Raw genomic sequence first — 19,862 nt, forward strand, 5'->3', positions numbered from 1 at the left:
TAATCAATCCAGACAGATGAGCCAGATCCTCTCTTAGATTACGCCGCCATCTGTCCCAAAATCCCTGACGACGGACAATCAGAACATTGTGGAAGTGAGCCAGGAACCGCAGGATCACATTTCGCCTGTGTGACGGCGGCGGCTCGTTGCGTCCGAATTTCTCAAGACGGAGTTTAGCTTGTTCTGAAGTAAGCCCGGTGGCCATTGTTTGCAGGTCCTTAAGCACATCAGCACTTTCTTGCGTGTGCGGCAGGGCTCCAGGTGTTTCAGGCAGAACTTTAAGGCGTTCTGGCATTTCAAACTCCGTTTAAGACACGTCTCAGAGATGTCGTTGCAGCAGTGAACTTGGGATTGATGCGCCCTTGTGACGACGGCCAAGTCGCACCGTCACGACAGGCTTATGGTTGAGCGATTCCTTTATATGCGGTCCTGCCGTGGCCGTATTTGATGTGGTTCAACTCAACGACGCGGGATTGAAGTGTGCGCGATTTTCACAGCTTCCTTTATGCAATTCGGATTGTGTGCGTTGTATAGCACAGCAGTGACGTCGCGGTTCCAAAGGGTATCTTTCGGTTCCATCGCGTGAATGAGAACCGCAGGCCGTACAATCAAATGCTCAGGGCTGTTCCATTTTGATCTTCGTCAAGGTTGCACGCAGTGCGCAGAAGTACAGTCATCAACATAACAGGAGGTCTTGCATGGAAGCGCTAGTCGAAATAGGCCGGGCATTTGTTCAGGCGATGCGTGATCGCAAAGGCTTAATAAGCGTTGACGAAATGTACGCAGAAAACGCTCAGTCCGTAGAGGCGGTTGTGCCTCCGGTAAGGCAATTTCGGATTACAAAGGGTCGCGATGCCATCAAGGCGAAGCGAGAAGACTGGCTGAAAACACATGAAATCAAGGAGCTTACTGTAGACGGCCCCTATGTTCATCCACCCAATCGCTTTGGGGTGGGTTTCAACGCCGAGGTCGTGCAGAAAGACACGGGACAAAGCATGACTCTTAGCGAGATTGCCATTTATTCCGTTGAGGATGGCAAGATTGTACTGGAAGAGTTCTTTATGCTGCCGAAATAGCGAAAGACGCCTAGCAATACGGGTTGCCGGACGCTTGCTGCTTCTGCAGGAGGGGTCGCAGACTCCGTGCGGCGGCAAGAAGTATGTCCAATGAAGATGGGCGGTTGCTTGGTCGTTCCGGGCTTGGTGGCCGCGAAGGTTTAAGATCGCAGCTTTATAGCACTTTGCCCAGATCGGAGAACCCAGATGACTGAATTACCTCCTGACAAGCTGTCTGCTGAAGACAAGATTCCTGCGGCAGACACTGGGCAGAATACCCCGCGACACCCCTATGAGAAACTTGACCGCGCTACGCGCGCGGCACTAGCCCGTGCCACCGCCGGTGTATCGCCGCATTCGATTATGGCCACTTGGATGGATTGGGCCATGCATCTGGGTCGTTCCCCCGGGCGCCAGCTTGAACTGACAGAGCGCGCAGCACGCGATACTGCAAAACTCTGGGTCTATGCCTGCGAGATGGCGATTGGAGCAAAAGCTACTCCGCCTTTTCAGCCACGCAAACAAGACCACCGCTTCAGTGCACCCGGCTGGCAGAAGGCGCCATTTTCGCTATGGCAGCAAGCCTTTCTAAGCGCACAGGATTGGTGGCAGGCAGCAACGGACGAAATACCGGGCATCGCACCCCGCGACGCGGAACGAGCTCAGTTTCAAATCCGCCAGGCCCTGGATCTCATCTCCCCATCGAATTTCCCATGGTCAAACCCGGAAATAATCAACCGCACTTTCCAGACCGGTGGTCGCAATCTGATAGAGGGCAGCGCGCATTTCATTGAGGATGTTGCCCATACCATAACGCAAGAACACGAACTTGCCCCTCAGGGTTATGAGGTTGGCAAAGACCTTGCCGCAACTCCCGGCAGGGTCGTTTTTCGCAATACGCTGTTCGAGCTGATTCAATACACACCGCGCACCAAGAGCGTGCAGGCCGAACCTATCCTTTTTGTGCCTGCCTGGATCATGAAATACTATGTACTCGACCTCTCTGCTGAAAACTCCATGGTGCGATACCTAGTCCAGCAGGGCTTTACTGTGTTCATGATGTCTTGGGTCAATCCCACGGCTGATCAAGCTAACCTTAGCTTGGAGGATTACCGCCTGAATGGCGTTATGGCAGCGATTGACGCCATCGAAACAATCATCCCGGGTCAAAAGATACACACCAATGGATATTGCCTTGGCGGTACACTTCTGGCGATTGCGGCTGCGGTGATGCAACGTGATGGCGATGATCGGCTTGCCAGCGTCACACTCATGGCAGCGCAGGTTGATTTTGCCGAGGCCGGTGAGCTTTTGCTGTTTATCGACGAGAGCCAAGTCGCTTTTGTCGAAGACCTGATGTGGTTGCAGGGCTGTTTGGACCGCCCTCAGATGTCTCGGACTTTTACAACTATCCGCGCCGAAGACCTGATCTATGCGCGGGCAGTGCGGCGCTATTTTTTGGGTGAAGACGATCTTCCAACAGACCTGACCGTCTGGAACAATGATACAACCCGGATGCCCGCACGGATGCATTCCGAGTATCTGCGCGGACTGTTCTTAGAAAACCGACTGAGCGCCGGACGGTTTGCCGTCGAAGGACGGGTTGTCGCGCTTAAGGACATACGCGTTCCCATGTTTGTGGTCGGAACGGAATCAGATCACATTGCTCCGTGGCGCTCAGTTTACAAGATACGCCTTTTTACTGACGGAGACCTGACATTCGTGTTGACCAATGGCGGTCACAACGGCGGCATCCTGAGCGAGCCGGGGCACAAGCATCGCCACTATCGTCAGAGCCATAGACCGGCGGATGCGCTGTATACCTCACCGGATGAATGGCTTGAAGCGACGGAAATACGGCAAGGTTCCTGGTGGCCAGCGATGGCGGATTGGATAAAAGGCCGTTCGTCTGGTGAAACTGCGCCCCCGCTGATGGGGGGAAAACGAAAGGGGGTCGCAAAACTGCCCAAAGCGCCGGGCACTTACATTCATCAGACCTGAACGCTAGGCCCCAGCTTTGCTTGGTCAGCCATGTGTGGACAAACATGCAAAACTGGCAGAGCGCTATCGCAATAATAATCACTCGGCTTGGCCTGCGATACGTGAATGGTCAGATAGGACCACGCCTGTCGAAGACAGGCTGCGTCAAACGGGTTTAATCGGTTCTAGCTTTTGGATTTGCCCGCGGCCTTGGAGGCAGCTTCCATGCTTTCGCCGATGGCGTCTGCTTCTGTTTCGCTCACGTGTTTTGCACAGCGTGACACCATTTCGAACCACTCACGTGCATCTTCCACCATTCGTTCTATGGAATGATGTTGCCAATCGGCGACGGCCTGCATCGTTTTGGCCGGATCCGGGTTGTCGCCAGTCGTGGTTTCCCGGGCTGTTTGCAGCGCAGTACGTGTAGCTTCGTGGCGGCGTTTGAACCAGAGACGCGAGTATTCCTCCGCCTCGCTCAGCAGATGGTCCTGCGCTTTCCAAAACTGTTCGATCTGCGGTGCGACCACCGGGTTCATGGACATCACGCCCCGCATGGATTTCAACGCGTCGGTAAGGGCTTCCTGTATTTCGGGTTTGGCTGATTTTGTAGGCATTTGGACTCTCCCTAGAAAGAAGACGGTGAGCCGATTTTACCATGTCTACAGGCGCATTCACATTAACCGAGATCAAATTCGCGAGGTATTTGCGCACTGTCGTTCCCGATATGCCTGGAGACGGCGCACGCGACCGGTTCATATCAGCTCATCTGGGCGACCGACCTTCGGAACATAAACAGGCTTGTCATTAACAGTGCCAAACCCAACACAGCCATCCAAACGAATTCCGGCCAGATCATTTCGATTCCAGCACCTTTGAAAACGATTGCTTGGCTGGCTGACATATAGTGGCGCGACGGCAGAAGCAGCGTTCCGGTTTGCAGCCAGGCTGGCTGCCCTTCGACAGGTGTTTCCCCTCCGGATAGCATAAGCATTGGCAGGACAATCAGCATGACCAGAAGCGCAAACTGTGCCATCGAGCGCGCGATCGTTGCCAGAAAGACCCCAAGTGCTGTGGCTGTAAACAGAAAGAGCGCCGTTCCACAAAGAAACAGTGTTTTTGACCCGGCAATTCGAATGTCCAGCGAGCCCTGCATGACGAAGGCCAGCGATAACCCGGCAGCGATCAGGACAACGGCCGCATTGGCCCAGATTTTCGCCAAAGCGATGTCAAGCGGGGTTAAGGGCATGGCCAGCAGATGCTCAATTGTTCCGTGCTCTCTCTCCCGGATCATGGCAGCACCCGTCAGGATGGTCGTGAGCCACATGATCTGACCAATCAGCGCAACGATGCCTGCAAAACGCACCGTATCTCTGTTTTGGTTGAAGGCGCTTCTCAGAATGACATTGATTGAGGGTGGATCCATGAGATCTACACCGATTGCAAAGCGATGGATCTCGGCGCTCAGAATGTTGGTGATGTAGTTGGCGCCGATACCTGCCTGCTCCATGGCCGTGGCGTCTATCAGAACCTGAATCTCTGGCGTGCGTCTGGCACGCAGGTCTTTTTCGAACCCTGGCGGAATGGCGACAATAAAGATAAACCGCCCGGCATCCATATGCGTTGGGCCGGTCCCCGGTTCAATTTGCACGACCGGTTGAAACTCCGGCGGGAAAAACGCGGTGGCAAGGGTCCGCGACAATGGAGAGTTATCCTCATCTGCAAATGCGATCGAGGCGTTGTTCACCGAGCTTGCAACGCCTGTCGCCTCCATGATCGGAGCCAGCGTGAACGACCAGACCAGCAAGGCCATCATCACCCAATCGCGGCGCAGGCTCATCATTTCCTTAAGCCCTAGCCAGAATATGCAATAGAGGCGTTGCATTCACTTCTCCTGCGCACGGAGGCAAAGAGCGGCGATTAGTGTCAGCACCGGCCCGAAACAGGCAAGCGCCAGAATGTCCGGCGCAAGGGATTCCCAACCCAAGCCCTTGGTGAACGCGCCGACGTTCAAATGAAGAAAGTAAGAAGACGGCCAGAGCGAGCCAATAACCTGAGCTCCCCCTTCCAATGTGGAAACAGGTTGCAATAGGCCCGAGAATTGGATGGTTGGCACAACCGAGGCGATGGCCGTCGCAAATGTCGCCGCCACCTGACTGGATGTCATTGTGGCAATCAGCAATCCGTAGGACGTCGTTGCCCAGACATACAATAAAGCACCGACCGCCAGCGGAATGGGATCGCCTTTGAGCGGCACGCCGAAGACGAAAATGGTCATCGCTGCCAGCAGCAGAAAGTTCGCGAAAGCAATTGCAATGTAGGGGATTTGCTTGCCGATCAGGAATTCGAGCCGAGTTGTCGGCGTTACGTAGAAGTTCACCACAGATCCCAGCTCCCGCTCACGCGCGACACTGACCGCCGTCAAGACGGCCGGCAACATGATAAGCAGAATCGCCGGCATGGCCGGGGCCATTGCTGCAATGCTCTCAAAACTCTGATTGTAGCGAAATCGTGGTTCTATCCGGGCAATCTCGAAGTCACGTTGTCCGGTGTTACGGGCGTATTCATCCAGAAAGGTCTGATGCAGCCCCGCGACATATCCTTCAACCGTCTCGCCTTTGAACGGAATGGCACCATCGACTGTCGCGAGGACCTGTGTCGGCTCTCCTGTGCGCAGCTTACGGCCGAAGTCCGGTGGCAACTCTATGACCAGTGAAACGTCTCCGGCCTTTAGCCGGTTGCGCCCTTCCACAGCGCTGTTCAAGGGGGGCGTGGGTTTGAAGTAGGACGACCCCGCGAACTCAGTCGCATAAGCCCGGCTTTCAGGACCCTGAGAAAGGTCCAGAACTGCAAAATCCAGCTCTTCAATGTCTAGCGTAATGCCAAAGCAGAAAACTAACATCAAAATGGCAGACCCAAGAAACGCAAAGGCAAGCCGAACAGGATCGCGCGCCACTTCGACGGCCTCGCGTCGTGTATAAGCCAGTGCACGCCCGACACTTCCGCCCACATGTTTTGAACTGGTCGTTACGTCAACTTTTGGCGCTGCAACCGGCGCTGGTTTTTCCGCCGCCTCTAGAATTGAGATGAAGGCCTCCTCAAGGCTGTCTGCACCTTCGGCGGCAATCAGTTCGGCTGGGGCGCCTTCGGCCAAGACCTGGCCTGCATGCATGAACGAAACCCGGTCACATCGTTCTGCCTCTGCCATGAAGTGGGTGGAGACAAAGATCGTTACCGCGTCTTTTCGCGACAATTCAACGAGCAATGCCCAAAACGTATCTCGTGCCTCGGGGTCCACCCCGGAGGTCGGCTCATCCAAAATCAGCACACGCGGGCGATGGATGATTGCAACTGCCAAAGATAGGCGCTGTTTGATCCCAAGGGGCAAAGTGGCCGCCAAGGTATCACGATGTGCGGCCAGTCCGAAGCGTTCCGTCAATTCCGCAATGCGCGCGTCACGGTCACGGATCGCAAAGATGCGGGCATGTAACTGCAGGTTCTGGTGCACCGACAATTCTCCGTATAATGAGAAAGCCTGGCTCATGTACCCAATATCGCGACGTACTTTTCGATCCCGGGCGTCAACGGGTTTGCCGAATAGCGATGCCTCACCTGAGCTGGCCGGCAGCAAACCGGTCAGCATCTTCATCGTCGTGGATTTGCCGCAGCCGTTTGATCCCAGAAACCCGAAAATTTCTCCGCGATTGATTGAGAAGTCGACGTTGTTCACGGCGGTGAAATCGCCAAAGCGCCGTGTCAGCCCGCGAGCAGTGATCACCGGATCCGTGTCGATCTGTCGAACGATTGTTTGATCCGGCTCTGAACCAGACGCCCCATCGGTCCGCAAGCGTCGGTAGGCGGTTTCGAAGTCCTTGTCGTCGCGCTTCAATTCGGCGGGTTTGCCCTGAAAGATGACGCGACCTGCGTCCATCGCAACGATCCGGTCAAAGCCTGCGGCCTCCTCCATATAGGCAGTCGACACCAGAACAGAGAGCTTAGGGTTTTCCGCTCGGATCGCTCGGATCAACGTCCAGAACTGTTGACGTGACAACGGATCGACACCGGTTGTCGGTTCATCCAGAACCAGGAGCTTAGGGTCATGAATCAATGCACAGCACAGGCCCAGCTTCTGTTTCATCCCGCCAGAGAGTTTGCCCATCAAGCGATCCTCAAAAGGCGCAAGCCCTGTCGCCGTTAGCAACGCGGCGATCCGTATATCACGTTCAACGTGCCCCTGGCCGAACAGCCCCGAGAAGAATTCCAAGTTTTCGCGTACCGACAGTTCTGAATAGAGGTTCCGACCCAAACCTTGCGGCATGAATGCGATCGCGGGACATATACGTCGACGATGAGCGGGCTCATCTATTGCACCGCCTAGAACGTTGATTGACCCGGATTGCAGTTTCTTTGCACCTGTGATCAAGCCAAGCAATGTGGACTTGCCCACCCCATCCGGTCCTATGAAACCGACAAGCTGTCCGGTCGGAAGTTCCAAGGATACAGAGCTCAGCGCGACGTGTTTTCGATACCTGTGCGTAACACCGGCGATGCGAAATTCTGACGCGGCGGCCGCCAAATTCATTCGAACAGCTCTTGCGGGATGCGCTGTTCAAGCGCCTCGGGCCACGCGCTGGCAGGGTTGATCCGGATCACGGCAATCCCACGCAGGCCAGTTTTTACATGTTCAATCCGGCTTTCAACCAGGTCCTGGGGGATACGGACGCGGACGCGAAAGACCAGTTGCTCGCGTTCATCCAGGGTTTCGACCTGTTTGGGTGTGAACTGTGCCTCGGGAGAGACAAAGCTGACATATGCGGGCGTGGCGTATTCGGGCAAAGCGTCAAGCACGATGCGAGCCTCGGCGCCGATCGGCAACAGCCCGGCTTCGCGCGCTGGAAGAAATACTTCCATATACACGTTCTCAAGACTGAGAAGGGTCAGGATCGGCTCGCCCGATCCGACGACCTCGCCGGGTTCTGCCAATCGATAAAGGACACGCCCCGGCATTGGTGCCAGCAAGGTACTGTCTTCAATCTGCGCCTCAATCCGGCGCACTTCGGCCTCGGCAGCGGCAATCCGGCTTTCTGCGGTTGCAACACGGGCCTTGGCGGCACCCAACACAGCAGCAGCAACTTGATGGATGGTTTCGCGTTCTTCGAAAACCGTCTCAGAGATAGTGTTCCCGGTCAACAACGCCGTTGCGCGTTCAAGCTCTTGCGCTGCCCTGCGCTGCTCACTCTGGCGTTGAAGAACCAAAGCCTCGGCTTCAGCTTTTGTTTGGCGCTCCAGCGCCACCTCAGCTTTTGCCCGATCCAGCGCAGCGGACAATTCATCTATGTCCATCTCGGCAAGAACATCACCCGCGGCAACCATGCCACCCTCAGGTGCCAGAACCTTGGCAACGCGACCTGCGATTGTCGGTGCAATCTCAACCTGCTCGGCCTCAATCCGTCCATTTCCCTGAACGAAACCATTCGGCATTTGATTGCCGTTTTGGGAAATAACGGAATAAAAAACCGCGCCAGCGATCACGACGACTGCCAGAGCAAAAAAGATGGGCGAACTCTTCTTCATAGCTTTTGCCTGATCATTGAATTCGACGGTCAGTCTAGTACGTGTCTGGATCGGAGGCTTTGCGATGGATCAAGCGTTTCTAAGGCGCGCGTGTGCTATCGTGCCGATAGTCGAAACTCTGTTCCACGTTTAGGGATCGTCCGAAAGCCGGGTTCGTGCGCCCCGTGACTTGCAACGAGAGGAAGCAAAAAACGCGGATGATCCCGAGTAATTGTTTTTGGAGTGATACAACATGACACGCGCAATGGTTTTCAAAGGTGTCGGCCGCGCGCTGAGACTGGAGGGCATCGAACTTCCAGCACCAGGCGCTCATGATATACATATCCAGATTGAGGCCTGTGGTGTTTGTCGCACTGATCTGCACGTCGTCGATGGAGACCTCAAGCATCCTGAACTTCCACTGGTTCCCGGTCACGAAATTGTTGGACGAATCCTGCGTAAGGGCGATGAAGTGACAGGCTTGGAAATCGGGCAGCGCGTCGGCGTGCCTTGGCTTGCGTCCACCTGTGGTCAGTGTCCTTATTGCCGAAGCGCACAGGAAAACCTGTGTGATGCGCCGATATTCACTGGATACACACGAAACGGAGGATTTGCCGAAGCCTGCCTTGCGGATGCACGCTACGTCTTTGCGCTGCCAGAGGTCGCCGATCCGGTTGCACTGGCCCCGTTGTTATGTGCTGGGCTTATAGGGTTCCGCTGTTTGCGAATGGCTGAAGAAGCCAGGAACATTGGGTTCTATGGGTTTGGAGCCGCCGCGCATATCTTGGCGCAATTGGCAGTCTGGCAGGGTCGAAACGTCTATGCGCTGACCCGACCCGGCGATATCGAGGCACAGGAATTCGCGCGTGATTTGGGAGCAGTATGGGCGGGTGGGTCTGACGAACAACCACTAGCAGAACTGGATGCTGCGATCATTTTCGCGCCCGTCGGGTCCCTTGTGCCCAAAGCGCTGCGCGCCGTACGAAAGGGCGGCCGCGTGGTTTGCGGTGGGATTCACATGAGCGACATCCCCAAATTTCCATACAGCGATCTGTGGGGGGAACGACATATCCTGTCTGTCGCAAACCTAACGCGCAAGGATGGTGAAGAGTTTTTCGCAATTGTCCAAACCGCAGGCATCCAGACACAGACGCAAAGATATTCACTAAGGGATGCCAACATAGCCCTCGCGGATCTGAGTGCTGGGCGGTTGCAAGGGGCAGCGGTTTTGGTTCCCTGACCAACGGCCCCAAGGTACTCTAAAATGCGACCACCCGCCCCATAAAGCTGACGACTTTCTTTCACCGCTCGTTTTTCGAACCGTGAGACATCTCTCCAAATGGAAATCAATGGGTCCTGACCCTGAGTTCCCGGTTTAGCTTGTCGCCAACTCGGAATACAACACAGGCGTAGGATCAGGTTGGTGTTAGATCAGCTTGCGGACCAGCTCAGCGCCGGGGCCATCACGTAATCTGCGAGTCAGTTGGATAATGCACGCCAAATACCTTTTCTGGGCTCAGGGCAGCCGTTGATTTGTTTGGCACGCGGCACAACAGCTTGAGGCGGCAATCCACATCAGATGGCCTGCCGGATTGGCAGGCCTTTTTTGAACTTTGCGCTGTCAGTCTTTCCTGCCGACGTTTTCTTCGAACGCAACCTTGAAGGCGGCCTGCTTCTCGGGGTTGGCCTCAGTTTGATACTTGGATTTCCATTCATCCATTGTCATGCCGTAGAAAATCTCGCGGGCTTCATCCTTGCCCAGCTCGATACCCTTTTCGTTCGCGGCTTCCTGATACCAGCGCGACAGGCAGTTGCGACAAAAACCGGCGAGGTTCATCATGTCGATGTTCTGAACGTCCGTGCGGTCTTCCAACAGGTGCTTTTGCAACCGGCGAAACGCGGCAGCCTGAAGTTCGATTTCGGTTTGCTTGTCCATGATGTGGCTCCGGATGGCGATTGTGTTGAATCTGACCTAACAACCCAGCGGTCCTGTTACAACAATCTGACCTGCACCAGTGCGTTTTCACATCAGTTTCAATGCCAGCCACGGTACGATGCAGAAGACCAGCGTCAGGATCTTGTAGTTTGCAAGGTACCTGAAATACGCGCGTTTCACATCGGGGCGTTCCATCTGAAACATCCTGCCGTGAATGCCTGCGATCCAATCCTGCAAGAGCAGAACCATCAGGGTGGTAAACAGAAGAACCGCGATATTGAGCACGGCCATCCAACCAAAAAAAGTCGTCAGAAGCTCTAGTGTCACGATGACCCCCTTTCCCTGTTCATATGGGGATCGAGAGGTTTTCTCACAATAGCGTGATGAACGTTAAAGCGCGTGTGAGACTTGCGGTCAAAGGTCGCTGGCTTCCAATGCATCTTGCAGCATAGGAGCCAATCGTTCGGCCCATTCCCTTTGCCCCGCATGGTCCGCGATCAAGTCGTTGCGCAGCTCGATCAGTGCGTTTGGGCGTCCGAACGCGGTGCAGTGTTTGTCAATCGCATCCCCCGGCAAAACTCCGGAATACGGCTCGTTGACGCCAACACACAGATCATCCTCGGCCTGAAGTCTTGCGACCAGAGGGCGCGAGAACCGTTCGTCCAAGGTGTGCAGCACGCCAATGTGCCATGGACGCGGTTCACGACCGCGCAGTTGGCGGGTGAAGGAATGCATCGAAACGATCACCGCATGGGGCAGGGCCGCCATTTGCGCCAGTGCCTCGTGATAGGGGCGGTAGCACATGTTCAGGCGACGTTCGCGTTCGTCGTCATCTGCATGGCGATTGCCGGGGATGATTGAGCCATCATAGAGTTTCATCAACAGCGTCGGATCGTCTTCACCCCGGTTTGGGTCGATTACCAACCGCGAGAAGTTGGCGGCGATCACCGGCGCGTTCAGGATCTCACCTAAATTTTTCGACACCTCATACGCGCCGACATCATAGGCGATGTGGCGTTCCATATCCTCGCGCGGCAAACCGAGGTCGCCGCCATTTACGTCTGGGGGAACAGTATTGGTGGCGTGGTCGCATGTGATCAGCCAGCGCGACGGGCGATCCGCACCGTGGACGAAAAACGGGGTGTATGTCATGAGCCTGTCATCTAGTTTGCCGCAGGTGTAGGGCAGTTGCTTTGAAAAGGGAATTGCGCAATAAGCATCGAAATGATGTTTGCGGTAACATTTTGCGGAAGCTGATCTGCAAACCTGAGATGATGTAAGGAGGTCTATGCTAATGCGACGCCTGAGAAATGTGAAAATCGTGGCGACGCTGGGGCCAGCGTCAAATGACTATGACACGATTCGTGCCCTGCACGAGGCTGGCGCAGATGTCTTTCGTCTGAACATGAGCCATGGCAGCCATGATGAGATCCGCGAACGGCACAAGATCATTCGACAGGTGGAAAAGGACCTGGACAGCCCGATTGCCATTCTGGCCGACCTTCAGGGGCCCAAGCTGCGCGTTGGTGTTTTTGCCAATGAGGCAGAGGATCTGGAAGAAGGCGCAGCTTTCCGTCTCGACCTCAACCCTGATGCTGGCGACATCAACCGGGTCTGCCTGCCGCATCCCGAGATCTTTGCGGTGCTGGAACCGGGCGCGCGCCTGCTCGTTAATGACGGCAAGATCCGTCTGACTGTTCAGGACTGCGGACAGGATTATGCAAATTGCACGGTTGAGGTGGGGGGCACGATCTCGAATCGCAAGGGCGTCAACGTTCCCGATGTGGTGCTGCCGCTGGCGGCTTTGTCGGCGAAAGATCGAGAGGATCTGGAGTTTGTCTGCCAACTGGGCGTCGACTGGTTGGCGCTGAGCTTCGTGCAGCGCGCCAAAGACGTTTTCGAGGCCCGCGCACTTGCTGACGGCCGCGCGGCGATCCTGTCCAAGATTGAAAAACCTGCCGCAGTTGAGGCGTTTGACGACATCCTTGATGCGTCGGACGGGATCATGGTGGCGCGAGGCGACCTGGGCGTGGAACTGCCTGTATCTGCCGTGCCTCCGATCCAGAAACGCCTGGTTCGAAAATGCCGTGGGTCGGCCAAACCCGTCATCGTTGCAACACAGATGCTGGAAAGCATGATCGAAAGCCCGATGCCGACCCGTGCCGAAGTGTCGGACGTTGCGACAGCGATCTACGAAGGTACGGATGCCATCATGCTCAGCGCGGAATCGGCGGCCGGTGCCTATCCGATCGAAGCCGTGCAGACGATGAACAAGGTTGCCATCGAAGTCGAAGCCGACCCGACATATACGCAGATCATCGCCGCCTCGCGTACCGCCAAGGGAACCACCGTTGCGGACGCGATCGTTGCCGCGGCGCGCGAAATAGCCGAGAAAACCGAAATCAAGGCGATCTGCTGTTTTACGCAAAGTGGCACGACAGCCGCATTGACCGCGCGCGAACGTCCCGGTGTTCCGATTATCGCAATGACGTCGCTGATGGGAACGGCGCGCAGACTTTGCCTGACCTGGGGTTGCAACTGCGTCATGACGCCCGAGCTCGAACGGTTCAAAAGCGCGGTAGTAAACGCGGCTCGCGCAGCCAGGGCAGGGGGCTTTGCAACCGAGACCGATCAGATTGTCGTCACTGCGGGCGTGCCGTTCAACGTGCCTGGCACGACCAACATTCTACGTGTGGCCCCGTGTGACGAGCGTCTGATCTACAGCACTGATCCCGAATAATCAGAAACCGGCTTCAGGTTTCCGGCACCCGTTGGCCAACAGGTTCTTTCACGGCTTCCATGACCGTGAAGGAGCTGGTTTGGTGAATTCCGGGCAGCTTGTTTATTTTCTCGCCCAGTATCATCCGGAAATGCGCAATATCGCGGGTGCGGACAGTCAGAAGATAATCAAACGACCCTGCCACCATCAGGCAGCTTTCGATTTCCGGCACATTGCGTACGGCCTCGTTGAACTTTTCCAGGGATTGTTCCGCGGTCGCGGTCAGCGACACCTGCACGACGGTCAGTAGGGCCAGCCCAATCCGTTCTTTGTCGACTATGGCGCTGTAGCCCTTGATATAGCCGTTCTTTTCCAGCCGTTTCACACGTTCAGAGCAGGGCGTATTCGTAAGGTTTACGCGCGCTGCAAGCTCAACTATTGAGAGCCGACCATTGGCCTCAAGCTCGTTCAGGATGCGTTGGTCGATATTATCCAATTCTCTGCTAATCAGTAATATTCCCTGTATTTTTAGTGCAAAACGACAAATTCCACTGAATATAGACCAAAAAAATCTCCAATTCCTAGTGAAAATTCCTGATACTTACCAAAGGGCGGTCTTATTGAAAGTTCCAAGTTCCGGCTGCCCTGTCGGGGGCACGGGCCCCGGCCAAATGAAAAAAAATGGAGGAACGACATGACAACAAAGATTGTCATAGGACTCGACGGGACAGAGACCGGTGAGCGCGTGATTGCCTTTGCAAAGGATTTGGCAAAGCTGATCGGGACGTGTGAATTGGTGGTCGCTTATGTGATCGAATGGTCCCCTTACACCTTTCAGACACCGGAAGAAAACGCACAGCGTCACAAACGAAGGGAAGAAGAGGTTGATCTGGCTACGTCGCGTATCGTGACACCTGCCGTTGAGGCCCTCAGAGAGGCTGGTTTTGAAGCGCAGGGTGTAGTTCGTCATGGCGATGTGGCGGAGACCTTGAACACCATTACAATGGAAATGGGCGGCTCGCAGATCGTTGTTGGCCGGTCTTCGGCGGACGGGATCAAGAAACGTATCTTCGGCAGCTCGACGCAAAACCTTGTGATGCATGCCGATGTTCCGGTCACGGTTGTGAACTGAAGGGAGGGACAAAATGAGAATGCTAAAACAACTCGGCGCCTCAACGGCCGCCGCTATTGTCGCTAGCCCTGCCTTTGCGCAAGACGCTCCGGGGCTTGATGAAAAAATCAACCAGGCTTTCGCTGACCTGACCGGTCCATTCGTTGGCTTCATCTTCGCGCCATTTCCCGGGACCAGCTTTCCGTGGATCGTGATGTGGCTGGTGATCGCTGCGACGGTCTTCACTCTGTACTTTGCTTTTGTGCAGATGCGGTTCTTCAGTCACGCAATCAGCCTTGTCAAAGGTGACTATTCCGACCCTAATGATGCGGGCGAGGTCAGCCACTTTCAGGCTCTGGCCACGGCGCTTTCGGGCACAGTCGGCTTGGGGAATATCGCGGGCGTCGCTGTGGCCGTCGGCATCGGCGGACCGGGCGCAACCTTCTGGATGATCCTGGCGGGTCTTCTGGGTATGGCGTCGAAATTCACCGAATGTACGCTGGGCGTGAAATACCGCAACGAGTACGAAGATGGCACCGTTTCGGGTGGCCCGATGTACTATATGTCCAAGGGGTTCAACGAATTGGGTTTGCCGGGTGGCAAGATCCTTGCTGTTCTGTTCTCGATCTTCTGTATCCTTGGCGCGCTGGGCGGGGGCAACATGTTCCAGGCCAATCAGGCGCATCAGCAGATCGCGGGCATCGTCGGTGATTATCCTGGCTGGATCACAGGGCTGGTCTTCGCAGCGGTTGTTTTCATGGTCATCGTCGGCGGCCTGAAGTCTATCGCGCGGGTGACTGAGAAGGTCGTACCGTTCATGGGCGTTCTCTACGTTCTGACCGCTCTTGTCATCATCCTGATGAATGCGGATATGATCGGCTGGGCCTTTGGCCAGATCTTCGCCGGCGCCTTCACCGGTCTGGGTGTTGCAGGCGGCATGGTTGGCGCGCTGATCCAGGGCTTCAAACGTGCGGCGTTTTCGAACGAAGCGGGTGTTGGCTCGGCGGCGATTGCACACTCGGCTGTTCGGACCAAGGAGCCGATCACCGAAGGCTTCGTGTCGTTGCTGGAACCGTTTATCGATACCGTGGTGATCTGCACAATGACCGCTCTGGTCATCATCATCACCCAGCAATTGATCATCGATCCGGAAACCGGCAACTACATGCTGAATGAGGCCGGTACGGCGATTGCCACTGTTGACGGCAACTCGGGCGTCAGTCTGACTTCTGCCGCTTTCGGCAGCGCATTCAGTTTCTTCCCGTATATCCTGGCGGTTGCGGTGATTCTGTTTGCCTTCTCGACCATGATCAGTTGGTCCTACTATGGCCTCAAGGCCTGGACTTACCTGTTCGGTGAGGGCCACACCAAAGAGCTGATCTTCAAGGTCATCTTCTGTATCTTCGTCGTCATCGGGGCGGCGGCCAATCTTGGCCCGGTCATCGACTTCTCGGATGCAGCGATCTTTGCGATGGCGGTGGTCAACGTCTTTGCGCTCTACTTCCTGATGAAAGTGGTGCGTCAAGAGCTGGCCTCTTACTCTGAGCGATTGAAAACCGGTGAAATCCGCAAATTCGAACACTAAACCCAATCACTGGGGCGGCCTTGGTCGCCCCGGTGCCTGATCAGCCTGTAAAAAGCGCAGATTCTGGTCCAAACCCCCTTGCCAGTATGGTCGAACTTGCGTAAATGGCGCTTCTGATCGCGTGACCGGCCGAGATGGCATGCCGAGTCGCGTCTGAAACCGAACCCCGAAAGGAGACGGAAATGCCTAAGATGAAGACAAAGTCGAGCGCCAAAAAGCGCTTTAAGGTGACTGCGACCGGTAAGGTCCTTGCTGGCCAGGCCGGCAAACGTCACGGCATGATCAAGCGGACCAAAAAGTTCATCCGCGACGCCCGTGGCAACACCACCCTGTCCGCCCCCGACGCCAAAATCGTCAAGGGCTATATGCCCTACGACCGATAAGAGGAGATTAAGACATGTCCCGCGTTAAAGGTGGAACCGTAACTCACGCCCGTCACAAGAAGGTCATCAAGGCTGCCAAAGGTTACTATGGCCGCCGCAAGAGCACCTTCAAGGTTGCCCGTCAGGCCGTAGACAAGGCCAACCAGTACGCAACCCGCGACCGCAAGAACCGCAAGCGCAACTTCCGCGCGCTGTGGATCCAGCGTATCAACGCTGCTGTCCGTTCGCATGACGAGGCACTGACATATTCCCGCTTCATCAACGGCCTGACATTGGCCGGTATCGAAGTGGACCGCAAAGTTCTGGCCGATCTGGCCGTGCACGAACCGGAAGCGTTCGGCGCGATCGTCGCCCAAGCCCAGGCCGCTCTGACTGCCTGATCCTCTGAAAAGAGACAGTGAAAGAAGGGCCGTCCCGTTTGGGACGGCCTTTTTTTGTTTGGGAAGTACTTAAGTCAGCTTAGAGCCCAAACGCAACAGATCTATGGGCACAAAGTCGGTAAATATCGATTGAGTTTTGTGTCGAGAATTTCGAAGCGCATCCGCTTTTTTGACCAGTTGTAGACCTCAGTTCGCTGGTCAGATGGAGCTACTAGGATGGCATGATAGTCCAGAATTACTGTGCCGGTCGGTCCCGTCCTACTCGTCGCGACTTCAGGAAGACGCATTTCCCAAATGGAAATGAGTTCAGTGTCATATCGAGTTGGTTTGGGCACAAGAATACATGCCTCTTGTGTATCGCTAGCCGCCCCACGATGAACGTACATGCCTATTGCTGAAACCCAAGACCACGTTGCAAGAAGAAAGAGGACCAAGAAACCTCTTCGAGGGAACCACCGCGAGGTCCGCCTTGGTGTAATAATATCAGCAAGCAATTGTAGATAGCCGGCAAACCCCACGACGAAAAACAAGGTGATTGCCCCATCAACTGGTGTACCTAAAGCCAACGCCGCAAAAGCGAGTAAAGCCCCGCCAATCAGAACGAGGACTGTGAGCACCGACAGTGCTCAAGCTGGCCACCGGTATTCCTTTAGTGGCTTTTGGACAAGAAGTACCGCGAGCCATCCAAGGGTACAGATTGCAATGGCCGAAAGCGCCCATCTATCCAGTGAGATTGGGAGCCAACTGCTATACCAGAAAATAAGCACAAAAAACGAAGATGCGGCTTTCAACTGAATTTATGCTCCAAGCTAATTTGCGCTGTATCACAACTATGGATTTAAATTCGTATCTCATCCGAGTGCGCTGTCCAAGATCAGCTTTGTCCGCATAGCCGACGTTGGAATTCCCAGCTTCATTGCGGCTTCAAAATACCAACACTCGCCCTATGACTACTTGCTACTGTCTTTCTTCACCAACTGCGCTGCAAAGGCTACGCCAGTCCCCGGACCAACATAAGTGACCATAATCACGTCATCCAGATAGACACCGTTGAAAATCCCAGCTGAAACGTCATCGCCCGATATCCCAGCCTCGGCCAGAACAAAGCGGGTGGGGTCGTCAAGGCTGAAGGTGCCCATAGCTTCTTCAACGATCCAGTCTTTGTCGCCGATGCGCCGCCAGCGGTTGGTGGCCGTGATCAGGTTGCCGTCCAGCTTTGTGACCTCCAGCTCCATCTCGGTTTGCAGCAGTCCTTTGTCGTGGTTTGGGTTCGATTTGGCGAAGGCCACCAGATAGGTGCCGTGCCAGGTGCCGACGATCTGGGGAAAGCCGCTGCCTTCATTGGCGCTGGAAGGGGTGGCAACCGCAAGGATGGCCACGGCCGCGAGGCTTCGGATGAGCTTTAGTACCATTGGACACGTCTCCTGCATGGGGTGTGATAACCACAGGGTACTTGAGTTGGCGCTTTTGACAAACCCGTGTGTGTAAACACAAAAAAACCGGCGCGGTGGGCGCGCCGGTCCAAGTTCATCCGCCGTGATTGCATGAGTGGTGGCAGATTTATTCAGTTAGGTTCAGCCGAATACACGACCCAGTGCGCCGTCGACCGCATCAGTGATCTGGTCGATGTCGTCTGCGGTTGCAATCAGTGCGGGCGAGAAGCACAGCGTGTTGTTGCGGCTGGGGATCGAACGGTTGGTGGCCCCGATGATGACGCCCTGCGCCATACAGTCGGCAACAACCGCCTGAACCTTTTTCTCGTCCATGGGCTCTTTGGTGGCCCGGTCGGAAACCAGTTCGGCACCCAGGAACAGACCCTTGCCGCGCACGTCGCCGATAACTTCGTGCTTATCCATCAGCGCCTGCAGGTTGCCCAACATCCGGTCGCCCATATCAATGCAGTTCTGCAGCAGGTTCTCGTCTTCGATGATGCGCATGTTCTCGATCGCAGCGGCCGGACCGGCGGTGCAGCCACCAAAGGTCGAGATGTCGCGGAAATAGCTCATCGGGTCCGACATGTCGTCTTTGAACATGTCAAAGACTTCTTCGGTGGTCACCATTACGGCAATCGCCGCATAGCCCGAGGCAACGCCCTTAGCCATCGTCACGAAGTCCGGCTTGATGCCGTACTGCTGGTACCCGAACCAGGTGCCGGTACGACCAACGCCGCAGACAACTTCGTCGATGTGCAGCAGGATGTCGTACTTTTTGCAGATCTCCTGCACGCGCTGCCAATAGCCTTCAGGCGCCTCGATCACGCCGCCACCTGCGGTCACCGGCTCAAGGCACAGCGCGCCAACGGTGTCGGGGCCTTCGCGCAGGATCACGGCTTCGATTTGGTCTGCGGCCCATTCGCCGAAGTTCTCTTCGGGGGCGCCGTCCAGCTCGTGCTTGCGGTATTCCATGCAGTGGGGCACGCGCACAAAATCAGGGGCGAAGGGGCCGTATTGTGCAGTACGTTCGTCCTGACCACCTGCCGACATGGTTGCCAGCGTCGAGCCGTGATAGTCGCGGTCACGATACAGGATCTTGGTCTTCTTGCCGCCGTACTTCTTGTGCGCGATCTGGCGCACCATTTTAAACGCTTTCTCGTTCGCCTCAGAACCCGAGTTGGTGTAATAAACGCGGCTCATGCCGGGCATCTTGTCGATCAGTTGCTCGGCAAAGATCGCGCCGGGGATCGAGCCGGCCGAATTGGCGAAATAGCACAACTTCATCAGCTGGTCGTATACGGCCTTACAGATCGATTCGCGGCCATAGCCCACGTTGACAGTCCAGACACCGCCGGAAACCGCATCCAGATGCTCTTTGCCTTTCTGGTCCCAGACGCGCATGCCTTTGCCTTCGACAATGATGCGGGGGTCATTGGCTTCAAAGGGTTTATGCTGGATCAGATGATGCCAGATATGGGCGCGGTCAGCCTCGACCACGCGGGAAAGATCGTTTTCGTTGAACGTGCCGTCCATGACAAGTCCTTTCAGTGAGATGCGGTGCACGGGGTGGGGAAACGGTATGCCCCGGCCTATGTTTAAGATGCTTCAGATCACCGCGAATGGCCGGATCTAAGTAGGGCCAGATCGCACCATCTCGTATTGCCAGTCAATAAGGGTATCGTGATACTACGGATTTGTCAGAGCACCAAGTTTATGCTCAAGTCGCGCAA

19 protein-coding genes are annotated in these 19,862 nt (G+C 55.5%); 8 read left to right on the forward strand and 11 right to left on the reverse strand.

The window, feature by feature from the left end; genetic code table 11:
- Positions 1-295, reverse strand: a 295-nt coding sequence (locus AC2FJB_RS16005; protein WP_496719595.1) for a cation-transporting P-type ATPase, incomplete at its 3' end; no start/stop codon positions are given.
- Positions 296-698: 403 nt separating this feature from the next.
- On the opposite strand from AC2FJB_RS16005, the gene AC2FJB_RS16010 reads away from it, so the two are divergent.
- On the forward strand, positions 699-1,076 hold the full coding sequence (locus AC2FJB_RS16010; RefSeq protein WP_117869950.1) for a nuclear transport factor 2 family protein: 378 nt from the start codon (positions 699-701) through the stop codon (positions 1,074-1,076).
- A gap of 186 nt (positions 1,077-1,262) precedes the next feature.
- A complete protein-coding gene (locus AC2FJB_RS16015) occupies positions 1,263-3,056 on the forward strand; it encodes a PHA/PHB synthase family protein (RefSeq protein WP_496719593.1) in 1,794 nt (597 codons plus the stop codon).
- A 164-nt stretch (positions 3,057-3,220) separates the two neighbouring features.
- On the opposite strand, the gene AC2FJB_RS16020 is transcribed toward AC2FJB_RS16015, so the two are convergent.
- The 4 genes from AC2FJB_RS16020 to AC2FJB_RS16035 all read right to left on the reverse strand — a co-directional run bounded on the left by AC2FJB_RS16020 (position 3,221) and on the right by AC2FJB_RS16035 (position 8,606).
- On the reverse strand, positions 3,221-3,649 hold the full coding sequence (locus tag AC2FJB_RS16020; RefSeq protein WP_496719591.1) for a hypothetical protein: 429 nt from the start codon (positions 3,647-3,649) through the stop codon (positions 3,221-3,223).
- 143 nt (positions 3,650-3,792) lie between these two features.
- Positions 3,793-4,917 carry an ABC transporter permease gene (locus AC2FJB_RS16025; RefSeq protein ID WP_496719590.1) on the reverse strand — a complete coding sequence of 375 codons (1,125 nt, stop codon included), beginning with the start codon at positions 4,915-4,917 and terminating at the stop codon, positions 3,793-3,795.
- Entirely contained in the window at positions 4,918-7,614 is a 2,697-nt protein-coding gene (gene rbbA, locus AC2FJB_RS16030; protein WP_496719589.1) for a ribosome-associated ATPase/putative transporter RbbA, read from the reverse strand. It abuts the gene before it with no gap.
- Positions 7,611-8,606, reverse strand: a complete 996-nt coding sequence (locus AC2FJB_RS16035; RefSeq protein ID WP_496719587.1) for an HlyD family secretion protein — start codon at positions 8,604-8,606, stop codon at positions 7,611-7,613. The genes rbbA and AC2FJB_RS16035 overlap by 4 nt, the downstream gene beginning before the upstream one ends.
- A 232-nt stretch (positions 8,607-8,838) precedes the next feature.
- Between AC2FJB_RS16035 and AC2FJB_RS16040 the strand changes: the two genes are divergently transcribed.
- The gene (locus tag AC2FJB_RS16040; protein WP_496719585.1) at positions 8,839-9,825 is read left to right on the forward strand and encodes a zinc-dependent alcohol dehydrogenase family protein; all 987 of its coding nucleotides are present in this window, start codon (positions 8,839-8,841) and stop codon (positions 9,823-9,825) included.
- A 381-nt stretch (positions 9,826-10,206) separates the two neighbouring features.
- Here the strand turns inward: AC2FJB_RS16040 and AC2FJB_RS16045 are convergent, their stop codons facing one another.
- From AC2FJB_RS16045 to AC2FJB_RS16055, 3 genes are all read right to left on the reverse strand, one after another.
- Positions 10,207-10,521 (reverse strand): DUF1244 domain-containing protein, encoded by a 315-nt coding sequence (locus tag AC2FJB_RS16045; RefSeq protein ID WP_496719583.1) that lies wholly within the window; start codon positions 10,519-10,521, stop codon positions 10,207-10,209.
- 87 nt (positions 10,522-10,608) lie between these two features.
- Positions 10,609-10,848, reverse strand: a complete 240-nt coding sequence (locus AC2FJB_RS16050) for a DUF6868 family protein (protein ID WP_117869943.1) — start codon at positions 10,846-10,848, stop codon at positions 10,609-10,611.
- Positions 10,849-10,935: 87 nt separating this feature from the next.
- Positions 10,936-11,673, reverse strand: a complete 738-nt coding sequence (locus AC2FJB_RS16055; RefSeq protein ID WP_496719581.1) for an N-formylglutamate amidohydrolase — start codon at positions 11,671-11,673, stop codon at positions 10,936-10,938.
- Between the two features lie 142 nt (positions 11,674-11,815).
- Here AC2FJB_RS16055 and pyk point away from each other — a divergent pair, with 142 nt between their 5' ends.
- Positions 11,816-13,261, forward strand: a complete 1,446-nt coding sequence (pyk, locus tag AC2FJB_RS16060) for a pyruvate kinase (protein ID WP_496719579.1) — start codon at positions 11,816-11,818, stop codon at positions 13,259-13,261.
- A 13-nt stretch (positions 13,262-13,274) separates the two neighbouring features.
- Here pyk and AC2FJB_RS16065 read toward each other — a convergent pair whose 3' ends face one another.
- A complete protein-coding gene (locus AC2FJB_RS16065; protein WP_254683713.1) occupies positions 13,275-13,736 on the reverse strand; it encodes an Lrp/AsnC ligand binding domain-containing protein in 462 nt (153 codons plus the stop codon).
- 198 nt (positions 13,737-13,934) lie between these two features.
- Here AC2FJB_RS16065 and AC2FJB_RS16070 point away from each other — a divergent pair, with 198 nt between their 5' ends.
- The 4 genes from AC2FJB_RS16070 to rplT all read left to right on the forward strand — a co-directional run bounded on the left by AC2FJB_RS16070 (position 13,935) and on the right by rplT (position 16,699).
- Positions 13,935-14,372: a universal stress protein gene (locus tag AC2FJB_RS16070; protein ID WP_117869939.1), complete on the forward strand. Its 438-nt coding sequence runs from the start codon at positions 13,935-13,937 to the stop codon at positions 14,370-14,372.
- Positions 14,373-14,385: 13 nt separating this feature from the next.
- Positions 14,386-15,936, forward strand: a complete 1,551-nt coding sequence (locus tag AC2FJB_RS16075; RefSeq protein WP_496719577.1) for an alanine/glycine:cation symporter family protein — start codon at positions 14,386-14,388, stop codon at positions 15,934-15,936.
- A gap of 182 nt (positions 15,937-16,118) precedes the next feature.
- On the forward strand, positions 16,119-16,319 hold the full coding sequence (gene rpmI / locus AC2FJB_RS16080) for a 50S ribosomal protein L35 (protein WP_010443552.1): 201 nt from the start codon (positions 16,119-16,121) through the stop codon (positions 16,317-16,319).
- A 14-nt stretch (positions 16,320-16,333) separates the two neighbouring features.
- Entirely contained in the window at positions 16,334-16,699 is a 366-nt protein-coding gene (rplT, locus tag AC2FJB_RS16085; RefSeq protein ID WP_074737047.1) for a 50S ribosomal protein L20, read from the forward strand.
- A gap of 950 nt (positions 16,700-17,649) precedes the next feature.
- On the opposite strand, the gene AC2FJB_RS16090 is transcribed toward rplT, so the two are convergent.
- Both AC2FJB_RS16090 and AC2FJB_RS16095 read right to left on the reverse strand, forming a co-directional pair.
- Positions 17,650-18,111 carry a hypothetical protein gene (locus AC2FJB_RS16090; RefSeq protein WP_496719574.1) on the reverse strand — a complete coding sequence of 154 codons (462 nt, stop codon included), beginning with the start codon at positions 18,109-18,111 and terminating at the stop codon, positions 17,650-17,652.
- Between the two features lie 162 nt (positions 18,112-18,273).
- A complete protein-coding gene (locus AC2FJB_RS16095) occupies positions 18,274-19,665 on the reverse strand; it encodes an aminotransferase family protein (RefSeq protein ID WP_496719572.1) in 1,392 nt (463 codons plus the stop codon).
- Positions 19,666-19,862: the final 197 nt, after the last annotated feature.

The organism is Ruegeria sp. CDSC085, assembly GCF_059610465.1.

Coding starts and splice junctions, on each gene's coding strand:
- AC2FJB_RS16010 (WP_117869950.1), top strand. CDS start 699: ATGGAAGCGCTAGTCGAAATAGGCCGGGCATTTGTTCAGGCGATGCGT.
- AC2FJB_RS16015 (WP_496719593.1), top strand. CDS start 1,263: ATGACTGAATTACCTCCTGACAAGCTGTCTGCTGAAGACAAGATTCCT.
- AC2FJB_RS16020 (WP_496719591.1), bottom strand. CDS start 3,649: ATGCCTACAAAATCAGCCAAACCCGAAATACAGGAAGCCCTTACCGAC.
- AC2FJB_RS16025 (WP_496719590.1), bottom strand. CDS start 4,917: ATGCAACGCCTCTATTGCATATTCTGGCTAGGGCTTAAGGAAATGATG.
- rbbA (WP_496719589.1), bottom strand. CDS start 7,614: ATGAATTTGGCGGCCGCCGCGTCAGAATTTCGCATCGCCGGTGTTACG.
- AC2FJB_RS16035 (WP_496719587.1), bottom strand. CDS start 8,606: ATGAAGAAGAGTTCGCCCATCTTTTTTGCTCTGGCAGTCGTCGTGATC.
- AC2FJB_RS16040 (WP_496719585.1), top strand. CDS start 8,839: ATGACACGCGCAATGGTTTTCAAAGGTGTCGGCCGCGCGCTGAGACTG.
- AC2FJB_RS16045 (WP_496719583.1), bottom strand. CDS start 10,521: ATGGACAAGCAAACCGAAATCGAACTTCAGGCTGCCGCGTTTCGCCGG.
- AC2FJB_RS16055 (WP_496719581.1), bottom strand. CDS start 11,673: ATGACATACACCCCGTTTTTCGTCCACGGTGCGGATCGCCCGTCGCGC.
- pyk (WP_496719579.1), top strand. CDS start 11,816: ATGCGACGCCTGAGAAATGTGAAAATCGTGGCGACGCTGGGGCCAGCG.
- AC2FJB_RS16070 (WP_117869939.1), top strand. CDS start 13,935: ATGACAACAAAGATTGTCATAGGACTCGACGGGACAGAGACCGGTGAG.
- AC2FJB_RS16075 (WP_496719577.1), top strand. CDS start 14,386: ATGAGAATGCTAAAACAACTCGGCGCCTCAACGGCCGCCGCTATTGTC.
- rpmI (WP_010443552.1), top strand. CDS start 16,119: ATGCCTAAGATGAAGACAAAGTCGAGCGCCAAAAAGCGCTTTAAGGTG.
- rplT (WP_074737047.1), top strand. CDS start 16,334: ATGTCCCGCGTTAAAGGTGGAACCGTAACTCACGCCCGTCACAAGAAG.
- AC2FJB_RS16090 (WP_496719574.1), bottom strand. CDS start 18,111: ATGGTACTAAAGCTCATCCGAAGCCTCGCGGCCGTGGCCATCCTTGCG.
- AC2FJB_RS16095 (WP_496719572.1), bottom strand. CDS start 19,665: ATGGACGGCACGTTCAACGAAAACGATCTTTCCCGCGTGGTCGAGGCT.